We start from the raw sequence: 13,164 nt of genomic DNA, 5'->3' as shown, positions 1-13,164 counted from the left end.
CCCTCCTGGCCCCCGACGCCTCCGCCCACGGCGGCGACGCCCAGCGGATCCTGCACGCGAGCCTCACCCCGCAGGAGACCACCCGGGCGGCGGCCACCGCGCGAGCCCTCGGCGTCACCACCAACACCCTTGTCCAGGCCGCCTGGGCCCTGGTCCTGGGTCCGGCCACCGGCCGGGACGACGTCGTCTTCGGCGCCACCGTTTCCGGACGGCCCACCGACCTGCCCGGCGCCGATACCGCCCTGGGCCTGTTCATCAACACCGTTCCGGTGCGGCTGCGCATGCGCCCGGGGACCACCCTGAGCGATCTGCTCATCGACCTCCAGCGCCGCCAGGCGGCCCTGGCCGAACACCACCACGCCTCCCTGACCCGCGTCCAGGAACTGGCCGGGCACGCGCCGCTGTTCGACACACTCCTGGTCTTCGAGAACTTCCCCGGACGGGACGCCCTGGCCGACACCGACCACGCCGGGGCGCGCCTGACCGACGTCCAGGTCGAGGACGCCACCCACTACCCGGTCTCGCTCAACGTGTTCCCGGGCCGCACCCTGGACCTGCGACTGTGCCACCGACCCGACGCCGTGGACACCCGCCGGGCCACCGCTCTCCTCGACCGGCTGCGCACCGTCCTCACCCAGATCGCCGAACACCCCGACGCCCCCGTGGCCGCGATCGCCACCCTCACCCCGAGCGAACACGAACGAGTCCTGGACGGATTCAACCGCACCGACACCCCGATCACCGCGCGGCGGCCCTGCGACGCCCTCACCGACTGGGCGACCTGGGCACCCGGCACCCCCGCGGTGGTCGACGCCGAGGGCGAGCACACCTACGCCGCGCTCGACTCCTGGGTCTCCGACATCGCCGCTCTGCTGTACGTGCGCGGGGTCCGCCCCGGACAGACGGTGGGCGTGGCCCTGCCTCGTTCGGTGGACCTGGTGGCGTCCTTGCTCGCAGTGCAGCGGGTCGGTGCCGCCTACCTGTCGTTGGATCCGGAGTTCCCGGCCGATCGTCTGGCGTACATGCTGGAGGACTCGGGCGCGGCCCTGTTGCTCACCGGTGGGGGAGTGCAGGCCCCCGCCGGTGTCACCATCCCCCTCCTGGACCTGGACGAAGTCGGCCGGGAGGACGAACCCACCGGCATCGGTGCCGTCCACTTCCAGGAACCGATCCCCGGCGCGGTGGCGTACGTGTTGTACACGTCGGGTTCGACGGGGCGGCCCAAGGGTGTGGTGATCGATCACCGTAACCTGGCCAACTTCCTGACCGACATGGGGCGTCGTTTCCCGCTGTCGCGGGGGGAGCGGTGGTTGGCGGTGACCACGGTCGGCTTCGACATCTCCGCCCTGGAGTTGTACCTGCCGTTGCTGTTCGGCGCGACCGTGGTGCTGGCCGACAAGGACACCGTCCGAGACCCACGGCTGCTCACCGACCTGGCCGCGCGTTCGGGCGCAACGATCATGCAGGCGACCCCCTCCCTGTGGCGGTCGCTCCTCGAACACGACGCCGCCGTGCTGTCGGGGATGCGGGTCCTGGTCGGCGGTGAGGCGGTCCCCGAGCCCTTGGCCGTGAGGTTGGCCCAAGGCTCCGCGGGCGCCCACAACGTCTACGGGCCCACCGAGACCACCATCTGGTCCACCACCGTGCCCCTGACCACCGACGGCCCCGTCTCCATCGGCCGCCCTATGGCCAACACCCGCGTCTACGTGCTGGACACCGCCCTTCGCCCCGCTCCGGTCGGGGTCGCCGGTGACCTGTACATCGCCGGGGAGGGCGTGGGTGTGGGCTATCACGGGCGTTTCGGTCTGACCGCCGAGCGTTTCGTCGCCGACCCGTTCGCGACCGCTTCGGGCACGCGCATGTATCGGACCGGTGACCTGGCCCGTTGGCGTGAGGACGGCACCCTGGACTTCCTGGGTCGCGCCGACTTCCAGGTCAAGATCCGCGGTTTTCGGATCGAACTCGGCGAGATCGAATCCGCACTGCTGTCCGCTCCCGGCGTCGCCGAGGCGGTCGTGACCGCTCGCGGAGACGAAGCCGGCCACGTTCGGCTCGCCGCCCACGTCGTCCCCACCCCCGGGGCCCCGGCGCGGACCTCACCGGAGGCCCTGCGAGCGCACATGGCCCGGCTGTTGCCGGACTACATGGTGCCCGGTGCGGTCGTCCTGCTCGACACCCTCCCGCTCACCGCCAACGGCAAGGTGGACCGCAAGGCCCTGCCCGACCCGGGCACCATCACCGGCGCGGACGACCACGGGCGCGCACCCACCACCGCCCGCGAGGAGATCCTGTGCGGGGTGTTCGCCGACGTCCTGGGCCGTGACCGGGTCGGCCCCGACGAGGACTTCTTCGCCCTGGGCGGCCACTCGCTGCTCGCCACCCGGGTGGTGGCCCGGACCCGCACCCTGCTCGGTGCGGACGTGGGCGTTCGCGACCTCTTCGAGGCGCCCACCGCCGCCGCCCTGGCCCGGCGCACCGAACACACCGGCCACGCCCGGCCGGCCGTCACCCCCCGGCCCGCAGACGAACCCCGGCGGCTGTCCCACGCCCAGCACCGGCTCTGGCTCATCGACCGGGTCCACGAATCCGGCGGCGCCTACAACGTGCCCCTCGCGGTGCGCGTCGACGATCCCTTGGACCCGGACATCCTGCCGGCCGCCGTCATGGACCTGGTCGGGCGCCACGAGGTCCTGCGCACCGCCATCCGCACCGACCCCGCCGACACGGGCGTTCCGGTGCCCCACCCGCTGCCGGCCGACACCGTCGACGTGGCCGCCCGCGCCCTGTCCGGCCCCCTGGACGCCGAGCTCGCCCGTATCACCGCCCAACCCTTCGACCTGGCCGAACGCCCGCCCCTGCGTGTACGCCTGCTCACCGGCCCCGAGATCGGCGAGGGCTGCGTCATCCTGGTGGTCCTGCACCACCTCGTCGCCGACGAGTGGTCCTTCGGGCCTCTCCTTCGGGACCTGGACACCGCCTACCGTGCCCGCGCCCGGGGCCGGGCCCCCGACTGGGCGCCGTTGCCGCTCCAGTACGCCGACTACGCCGCCGCTCGTCTGGACTGGCTGGGTGCGGCCGACGACCCCGACAGCCCGCTCGGGGGCCGGCTCGTCCACTGGCGTCACAGCCTGGCGGGGCTCCCCGACGAGCTCGTCCTGCCCACCGACCGACCCCGACCGGCCCTTCCCTCGCACACCGGCGGGCTGGTCCAGGTTCCGGTCGACACCGAACTCCACTCGGCCCTGACCGAGTTGGCCGTCGCGCACGGAGTCACGGTGTTCATGGTGGTCCAGGCCGCCGTCGCCACCCTCCTGCACCGACTCGGCGCGGGCGAGGACATCCCCCTGGGCAGTCCGGTCGCCGACCGCGCCGACGAGGGTCTCCAGGACACGGTCGGGTTCTTCCTCAACACCCTCGTACTGCGCCTGGACCTGTCCGGACGGCCCACCTTCGCCGAACTCCTGGCCCGGGTACGCGAGGTGGACCTGGCCGGTTTCGCCAACGCCGACGCCCCCTTCGACACGGTCGTGGAGGCACTGCGCCCGCAACGTTCGGTCAGCCGCCACCCGCTCTTCCAGACGATGGTGTCCTACCAGCGTCGGCCCCGGGGCACGGACCGCCTCTTCGACTCGACCACCCAGCTGGTCGAGACTCCGCTGGACACGGCCAGGTTCGACCTGGAGTTCGCCTACGTCGAGGATCCCGAGAGGGGCACCCGCCTGGCGCTCAACCACTCCTCGGACCTGTTCGACACCGGCACGGCCGAGCTGATCGCCGCCCGGCTCGTGCACCTGCTGGACCGCGTCGCGGCCGACCCCGACCTGGCGCTGGGCGAGTTGGACGTGCTCGGCGCGACCGAAGGGGACCGGATCCTGGAGGGCTTCAACCACACCGAGACCCCCATCACCGCACCGGTGCCCTGCGACGCCCTCCGGGAGTGGGCCGAGCGCACCCCCGAGGCGACCGCGGTCGAAGACGGCTCCGGGGCCCACACCTACGCCGACCTGCACCGCGGGACCGAACGGATCGCCGCCCTGCTGCACGCCCACGGGGTCGGCCCCGGACGGACGGTGGGCGTGGCCCTGCCGCGCTCGGCCGACATGCTCGCCGCGCTGCTGGCCGTGCAGCGGGTGGGCGGTGTGTACCTGCCGTTGGATCCGGAGTTCCCGGCCGATCGTCTGGCGTACATGCTGGAGGACTCGGGCACGGCCCTGTTGCTCACCGGTGGGGGAGTGCGGGCCCCCGCCGGTGTCACCACCCCCGTCCTGGACCTGGACGGGGACCACCCGGCCCCGACGGGGGCGGAAACCCCGAGGTCACCGGCCCGGGTCCCCGGCGCGGTGGCGTACGTGTTGTACACGTCGGGTTCGACGGGGCGGCCCAAGGGTGTGGTGATCGATCACCGTAACCTGGCCAACTTCCTGACCGACATGGGGCGTCGTTTCCCGCTGTCGCGGGGGGAGCGGTGGTTGGCGGTGACCACGGTCGGCTTCGACATCTCCGCCCTGGAGTTGTACCTGCCGTTGCTGTTCGGCGCGACCGTGGTGCTGGCCGACAAGGACACCGTCCGAGACGGGGTGGCCCTGGTAGACCTGCTCGAACGGGACCACGTCGACGTCATGCAGGCCACCCCCACCCTGTGGCGGATGCTGCTGGAGACCAAGCCCGAGGTCCTGCACGACCTGCGCGTCCTGGTCGGTGGCGAGGCGCTGCCCCAGGCGCTCGCCGACGACCTGGCCGCCCACGCGCGACAGGTCACCAACGTGTACGGGCCCACCGAGACCACCATCTGGTCCACCACGGACCCCGTCCACGCCGGGGAGCCCGTCTCCATCGGCCGCCCCATGGCCAACACCCGCGTCTACGTGCTGGACGACCACCTACGAGTCGTGCCGCCGGGGGTCGCCGGTGACCTGTACATCTCCGGGGAGGGCGTGGGTGTGGGCTACCACGGGCGTTTCGGTCTGACCGCCGAGCGTTTCGTCGCCGACCCCTACGCCCATGTCCCGGGCGCGCGCATGTATCGGGCCGGTGACCTGGCCCGTTGGCGTGAGGACGGCACCCTGGACTTCCTGGGTCGCGCCGACTTCCAGGTCAAGATCCGCGGTTTTCGGATCGAACTCGGCGAGATCGAGACCGCTCTGGCCCGGCTCGACGGAGTCGCCCAGGCCGTGGTCACCGCCCATGAGGGCGACGACGGACACCACCGACTCGTCGCCTACCTCACCACGGACGGAAGCGGCGCGTCGGTGGACGCGGCCGACCTGCGAGCGGGGCTCTCCGCCGACCTGCCCGGCTACATGATCCCCAGCGCCTTCGTCACCCTGGACGCATGGCCGCTCACCGCCAACGGCAAGGTCGACCGCAAGGCGCTGCCCGACCCGACCGAGACCGCCGCCGGACGCGAGGTGGGGCGGGCCCCCGCCACCGAAGCCGAACGCGCCCTGTGCGCCGTCTACGCCGAGGTCCTGGGCCTGGACGAGGTCGGCGCGGACGAGGACTTCTTCGCCCTGGGCGGCGACAGCGTCCTCACCCTGCGCCTGGTCGGCGATGCCCGCAAGGCCGGCTGGGTCCTCACCGGACGCCAGGTCTTCCGCAACCCCATGGTCGCCGACCTCGCAGCCGTCGCCGAACCCGCGACGCCCCGGGTGCCGGATCCCGCACCGGACCTCGTCCCGGACGAACCCCTGATCTCACTGGCCCCGGGCCAGCTGGACCAGCTCGAATCGATGTGGAGGAAGCGGCGTTGACCCCGCACACCGACCCCACCCGTACCGCACGCGAACAGACACCGCCCTCGGGCGGGATCGCCGACGTGCTGCCGCTCGGTCCCCTACAAGAGGGGCTGCTTTTCCACCACGCCCTGGCCGAGGGGACCACCGACTCCTACGGAATTCAGCTTCGGCTCGAACTCCTGGGCGCCACCGACCCCGAACGCCTGCGCCGGGCCGCCACCGCCCTGCTGCGGCGCCACCCCAACCTGCGGGCCGGTTTCCTGTACGAGGAACTCGACCAGCCGGTCCAGTTCGTTCCCGCCGACACCGACCTGGACTGGGCGCACAGCGACCTGACCGCCGACCTCGACCCGGCGGCCGCCGAGGAACGAGTGGTGGAAGGCGAGTTCGGGCGCGGGTTCGATCTGGGAGCGCCCCCGCTCATCCGCTTCCACGCCCTGACGACCGATCCCGACCGCACCGTGCTGGTGATCACCGCGCACCACGTGCTGCTGGACGGTTGGTCGCTGCCCATCTTGACCCGCGACCTCCTCCGGCTGTACGTGGCGGATGGGAACACCGAAGCCCTGCCCCGGGCCCCGCGCTACCGGGACCACCTGGCCTGGCTGGAGGGCCGCGACCAGGAGGCGGCGCGTAAGGCCTGGGCGGCGGCGTTGGACGGGCTCGCCGAACCCACCCTGCTCGCCCCGACCCGCACCCCGGCATCGGAGCCCGAACGCGTCGAGACCTCCCTGGGCGCCGCCGGCAGCGACCGGCTGCGCACCCTCGCCGCCGACACCGGGGTCACCACCAATACCGTCCTCCAGGTCCTGTGGGCGCTGACCCTGTCCGTCCACACCGGCCGCGATGACGTCGTCTTCGGCCAACCCGTCTCCGGCCGGCCACCGGAACTCCCCGACGCCCGGGACGCCGTCGGCCTGTTCACCAACACCCTCCCCGTGCGGGTGACCCTCGACCCCGCCGAACCCCTCGCCGACCTCCTCACCCGGGTCCGCCTGGAACAGGCCGACACGCTCGACCACCAGTGGACCGGTCTGGCCGACATCCAGCGCGCCGCCGGGCACGGCACCCTCTTCGACACCCTCCTGGTGGTCGAGAACTACCCCCTGGACGAGGTCGCCGACGGCACCGATCACAGGGGCCCGCGTCCGGGCCGGGTCCAGGTGCGCGACGCCACGCACTACCCGGCCGTGCTCACGGTCCTGCCCGACGAGGGCCCCGAACGCGACACCCTGCTGCGCCTGGACCATCTGCCATCGGTCCCCGCCACCACGGCCCGCTCGTTCCTGGACCTGTTCACCCACCTGCTCGACCAGGTGTGCGACACCCCCCTGCGCCCCGTGCACGCCCTGGACCCGCTCACCGCCGAGCAGCACCGTCGGATCGCACGACACAACGACACCGAGCGCCCCGCCCGGCACGACACGGTCAACGCCCTGCTGGCCGAGGCCGAGCACGTCCACCCCGACCACCCCGCCGCGATCACCGAGGACGGCGTTCTCACCTACCGTGAGCTGCACGCCGAAGCCGCCCGCCTGGCCCACCTGCTCACCGAACACGGCGCGGTGGCGGAGGGCACGGTCGCGGTCGCGCTGCCACGTGGCTCCGCGCTGATCACCGCCGTGCTCGCGGTGCTCCGGAGCGGGGGCGTCTACCTACCGTTGGACCTGGACCATCCGCCCGCGCGCCTGGCCGACATGGCCGAACGCGCCGGAGCCGTCGCCGTGCTCACCACCTCCGCGTGGCGCGACGCCCTCGCCGACCTGCCCGAGGACGTGGCGCGGGTCGAGCTGGACGCCCCCGGCACCATCGCCCGACTGGCGGAGCTGGATCCGCTGCCGTGGGCGGAACCCCACCCCGAGCAGTTGGCCTACACCCTGTTCACCTCCGGCTCCACCGGCAGGCCCAAGGGGGTCGGGGTGACGCACCGTGCCATCGCCAACCGCGTCGCCTGGACCCAGGACACCCACCGGCTGACCCCGAGGGACCGGGTCGCGCTCAAGACCCCGGTCGGTTTCGACGTGTCCGTGTGGGAGTTCCTGTGGCCCTTGGCCGCCGGCGCCGCCATCGTCACCGTCCGACCGGACGGTCACCGGGACCCCGCCCACCTGCGTGAACTCTTCGAACGGGAGGGGGTGAGCGTCTGCCACTTCGTTCCGGCGATGCTGCGCCTGTTCGTCGACGACCTCACCGGCCCCCTGCCCGCCCTTCGCCTGGTCATCGCCAGCGGGGAGGCCCTCACCCGAGACTCGGCCACCGCTTTCGCCACCGCCCTGCCCCACACCCGCCTGGAGAACCTCTACGGCCCCACGGAGGCCGCCATCGACGTCACCTCCCACCCGGCGTCCGGCGACGCCCGAGACGGGGACGCGGGCACGGTCCCCATCGGGCACCCGGTCCACAACACCACCCTCCACGTCCTCGATCACGTGCTGCGCCCGGTGCCGCCCGGCGCGATCGGCGAGCTCTACCTCGGCGGCGTCCAGCTCGCCCGTGGCTACGTCGGCCGTCCCGACCTCACCGCCGGCCGTTTCGTCGCCGACCCCACCGGCCGCGCGGGGGCCCGCCTGTACCGGACCGGGGACCTGGTCCGTCGGCTGCCCGACGGCGCCCTGGTCTACCTCGGGCGCTCCGACGACCAGGTCAAGATCAACGGCGTACGCGTCGAACCGGCGGAGGCCGAAGCGGTCCTGCGGGTCCTGCCGGGGGTCGCCGACGCCGCCGTCACCGTGCACACCGGCCCCACCGGGACCATGTTCCTCGCCGGTCACGTCGTCCCCGCGCCCGGTGCGGCACCGGACCCGGACGACCTGCGCTCCCGGCTCGCCACGACCCTGCCCGCGGCGCTGGTCCCCGCCGGCATCACCTTCCTGGACGGCCTGCCCCTGAGCGTCAACGGCAAGGTCGACCGAGGCGCGTTGCCCGCGCCCTCCGTCGCACCGGCCACCGCCTCGGGCCGTGCCCCGGGCACGGAGGCCGAACGAGTCCTCTGCTCCGCCATCGCCGACCTCCTCGGCCTCACCACCGACGAGGTGCCCGCCGACGCCGACTTCTTCGCCCTGGGCGGGGACAGCGTCACCTCCATCCGACTGGTCGGCCGGGCCCGCGCGGCCGGACTGGGGTTCGGGGTCCGGGACGTGTTCGACCGGCGTACCCCCGAACGCCTCGCCGCGTTCGCCGAGACCGCGCCCGACCCCACCGCGCCCGAACCCGCCGAACCCGGACCACCGCCCGGAGACGAGTTCGCGGACCTGCTGGACGCGGGGGAGATGGACCGACTCCAGCGCCTCTGGAACCCCGACGACTGAATCCACCCGACCCAGCCCCCTCGTGCCCGAGCCCGTCACCGAACCGAAGAGGACCACACCCATGAACGCCAGCGCCGAAGGCCCCGGCGACATCCAGGACGTGCTTCCGCTCGCCACCCTCCAAGAGGGTCTGCTGTTCCACTCCGTCAAGGACGAACAGCACCTGGACGTCTACACCGTCCAGAACGTCTTCGAGTTCACCCGCCGCGTGGACGCCACGGCACTGCGCGCCGCCGCAGGAGCCATGCTGCGCCGCCACCCCGCCCTACGCGCCGGGTTCATGCACGAGGGCGTCGAACGTCCCGTCCAGTTCATCCCACGCGAGGTTCCGGTGGCCTGGCACGAGACCGACCTGTCCGACCTTCCCGCCACCGAGGCCCGCCGGCGACTGGACCGGATCCGGGTCGGCCAGCGTGAACGCCGCTTCGACCTGTCCCGCCCGCCCCTGATCCGGCACGTCCTGGTCCACCTGCCCGACGAACGGGACGTCCTCGTCCTCACCTTCCACCACATCGTCATGGACGGCTGGTCGGGCGAGCTCTACAACGCCGAACTCATGGACCTGTACCTGCGCGGCGGGGACGACTCGGCCCTGCCCGAGCCCCGCCCCTACCGCGACTACCTCGTCTGGTTGTCCCGCCAGGACCATCGCCGTTCCATCGACGCCTGGCGTTCGGCCCTGGAGGGGGTGGAGGAGGGCACCCTCGTCTCGGTCACCGACTCCGGGGACACCACGATCATGCCGCGCACCATCGACGGCGTGGTCGCCCCCGATCTGGTGGAACGGCTCACCGCGTTGGCCAGGGAGGTCGGGGTCACCCCCAACACGCTCTTCCTCGCCGCCTGGGGCCTGGTCCTGCGCTCCCACACCGGCGGGAACGACATCGTCTTCGGTAGCACCGTGGCCGGCAGGCCCCCCGAGATCGACGGAGTGGACTCGATCGTCGGCGTCTTCTTCAACACCGTGCCGATCCGGGTCAGGGTGGACCCGGCCGAGTCCGTCCGCGAGCTGCTGCTGCGTCTCCAGGGAGAACAAGCCGACCTGTTGGCGCACCACCACGTCGGCCTCGCCGACATCCAGGGCGCGATCGGGACCCAACGCCTGTTCGACTCGCTGTACGTACAGCGCAACATCCCCCGCGACGACGACCGCTACCAGCGGGTACGCGAGCTCACCGGACTGGAGTCGGTCACCGGAAACGACGCCACCCACTACCCGCTCACCTTCGTCGCCCAACCCGGTGACGAGCTTCGCCTCAGCCTGGCCTATCGCACGGACGTGGTGGCCACCGACACCGCCCGGGAATTGTTCGACCGGGTCGTGCGTCTGCTCGAACAGATCGCCGCCCTGCCCGACGCCCCGGTCGCCGACCTCGACCCCCTGGACGCGCGCACCGTCGACGCCGCCTTGGCTCTGGGGGAGGGAAAGCGCCTGGACCTACCGGACACCACCCTGGCGGGGATGTTCGAGGAGTCGGTGCGGCACGCCCCCGATCGCGTCGCCCTGGTCACGCGGGACGAGAGCCTCACCTTCGCCGAACTCGACGAGCGCGCCGAACGGCTGGCTCGCGTGCTGGCCGACCTGGGAGCGGGGCCGGAGATCCGGGTCGCCATCGCCCTGTACCGCTCCGCGGACTGGGTGGTGACCCTCTTCGCCGTCCTCAAACTCGGCGCCGCCTACGTACCGCTCGACCTGGAGCACCCGGCGGCGCGGCTGGGCCACATGCTCGACGACTCCGACCCGCTGGTCACCGTCACCACCGCCGAGGCGGCCGCGCACCTGCCCGCGCGGGGTGGCGGCCGGCGCCTGTTCCTCGACGACCCCGACACCCTCGACGCCCTGGCCGAGGTGGACCCGACCGCGGCCGTGCGACGGCGCGCGCACCGACGGGACCACCTGGCCTACGTCATCTTCACCTCCGGCTCCACCGGTCGGCCCAAGGGGGTGGAGATCCCCTACCACGGTCTGGTGAACATGCTGGTCAACCACCGGGCGGAGATCTTCGACCCGGTGGTGGCGGCCCAAGGCGGACGCGTGATGCGGGTGGCGCACACCGTGTCGTTCTCCTTCGACATGTCCTGGGAGGAACTGCTGTGGCTGATCGACGGCCACGAGGTCCACCTCATGGACGAGGAACTGCGTCGAGACTCCGCCGCCCTGGTCTCCTACTGCGCCACCCAGGCGATCGACGTCGTCAACGTGACCCCCTCCTACTGCGGTCAGCTCATCGAGGACGGCCTCTTCGACGGCGGGGACGACGGAGCCGACGCCGAAGCGTCCGCGCACCGGCCGCCCCTGGTCCTGCTCGGTGGTGAGGCGGTCGGCGGCACCGTGTGGGACACCCTGCGCGAGGCCGACGACGTGCTCGGCTACAACCTCTACGGGCCCACCGAGTACACCATCAACACACTCGGCGGCGGCACAGGGGACAGCGCCACCCCGACCGTGGGCCGACCCATCTCCAACACCGACGTCCACGTCCTGGACACCTCCCTGCGCCCGGTCGCCCCGGGGGTGCCCGGCGAGCTCTACGTGAGCGGAGTGGGACTGGCCCGCGGTTACACCGGACGCCGCGACCTGACCGCCGAACGTTTCGTCGCCGACCCCTACGGGCCGCCCGGATCACGCATGTACCGCACCGGTGACCTGGTGCGTTGGGACGAACACGGGCTCATCGACTACCTGGGCCGCGCCGACGACCAGGTCAAGATCCGCGGGGTGCGCATCGAACCCGCCGAGGTCGTCGCCGCCCTGGAGGAACACCCGGACGTCACCCAGGCCGCCGTCACGGTCCGCGAGGACACTCCCGGGCTCAAGCGACTGGTCGGTTACCTCGTCCCCGGAGCGGGGACCGCCATCGACCCGGACGGCCTGCGCACCCACCTGCGCGCCGCCCTGCCCGACGCCATGGTGCCCTCCGCCCTGGTGGTCCTGGACCGGCTGCCACTGACCATCAACGGCAAACTCGACCAGGCGGCGCTGCCCGCCCCCGCCCACACCACCGCCGGCCCGGGCCCTGGGGGTCGCCCGGCACGCGACGACGTCGACCGGGAGCTGCTCGCCGACTTCGCCGTCGTCCTGGGGACGGAGGTCGACTCCCTCACCCTGGACGACGACTTCTTCGACCTGGGCGGCCACTCCCTCCTGGCCATGCGCCTGGTCGGACGGATTCGCAAGCGCACCGGACAGCGGCTGCGCGCCGGTGACCTCATCGCCGCGCCCACCGTCGCCCGCCTGCGCGACTACCTGGAGTCCCCGCGTCGGGAGGACCTGCTCGCCCCCGTGCTCCGTCTGCGCGAGGGGGGACGCGAACGTCCGCTGTTCTGCTTCCACCCGGCCAGCGGGTTCAGCTGGTCGTACGCGGGGCTGGCCCCCTACGTCGACCGGGAACGCCCCATCGTCGGTGTCCAGTTCCCCGGGCTGCGCGAGGACGCCCTGCCGCCCACCATGGAGGAACTGGTCGAGCACTACGCCCGTCTGGTCCGCACCGTCCAACCCAACGGCCCCTACCACCTGGTGGGCTGGTCCTTCGGCGGGCAGATCGCGCACGGACTGGCCACCCTCCTGCAATCGGAGGGGGAGCGGGTCGCCTTCCTGGGGATGCTGGACACCTACCCCACCGACTCCGAACCGGTGCTGCGCGCGGGTGGCGCGATGACCGAGGAGGAGGCCGAACAGGAGGCCCTGGAATTCCTGCTCTCCAGTTCTCGACGTGAACCGCCGTCGTGGCTCACCCCGCCCTACCGGCGCGAGGACGTCGTGGATTTCATGAGCGACAGCGGCGGCGTGTGGGCGGACTTCGACGCCGACACCATCGAACGCGTGGTGCGCGCCCGGATGTACACCAACGAGGTGATGTACCGGTCCCGTTACCGGGTCTTCGACGGTGACCTGCACTTCTTCTCCGCCGACGCCCAGCGGGACCCGGGATCGGGGATCACCGCGGAGCTGTGGAAGGAACACGTCGACGGGCAGGTGATCGACACCCCCGTGGACCACCACCACGACGACATGACCGGGCCGGCCGCCCTCGCGGTGATCGGCCCGGTCCTGGACCGCGCCCTGCGGGGAGAGGAGGGCGATGACCGGACGAACCCCGCCTGAGTCAAGGGTGCCCCCG

General features: G+C 72.4%; 3 protein-coding genes. All 3 read left to right on the top strand.

Going from position 1 to position 13,164, the window contains the following annotated elements:
- Nucleotides 1–5,750: non-ribosomal peptide synthetase (locus tag BQ8420_RS23700; protein ID WP_143847513.1), on the top strand; the 5,750-nt coding region annotated here is incomplete at its 5' end.
- A complete protein-coding gene (locus BQ8420_RS23695; protein ID WP_087101378.1) occupies nucleotides 5,747–9,043 on the top strand; it encodes a non-ribosomal peptide synthetase in 3,297 nt (1,098 codons plus the stop codon). The genes BQ8420_RS23700 and BQ8420_RS23695, both read left to right, overlap by 4 nt.
- Nucleotides 9,044–9,104: 61 nt before the next feature.
- On the top strand, nucleotides 9,105–13,148 hold the full coding sequence (locus BQ8420_RS23690; protein WP_087101377.1) for an amino acid adenylation domain-containing protein: 4,044 nt from the start codon (nucleotides 9,105–9,107) through the stop codon (nucleotides 13,146–13,148).
- Nucleotides 13,149–13,164: the final 16 nt, after the last annotated feature.

The sequence above is a fragment of the Nocardiopsis sp. JB363 genome (genome assembly GCF_900143625.1).
Taxonomy (GTDB): Bacteria; Actinomycetota; Actinomycetes; order Streptosporangiales; family Streptosporangiaceae; genus Nocardiopsis.
This window is presented reverse-complemented; position numbering and strand designations above follow the sequence as displayed.

Excerpts from the sequence above, each read along its gene's own strand:
- BQ8420_RS23690 (WP_087101377.1), top strand. The coding sequence starts at position 9,105 with ATGAACGCCAGCGCCGAAGGCCCCGGCGACATCCAGGACGTGCTTCCG.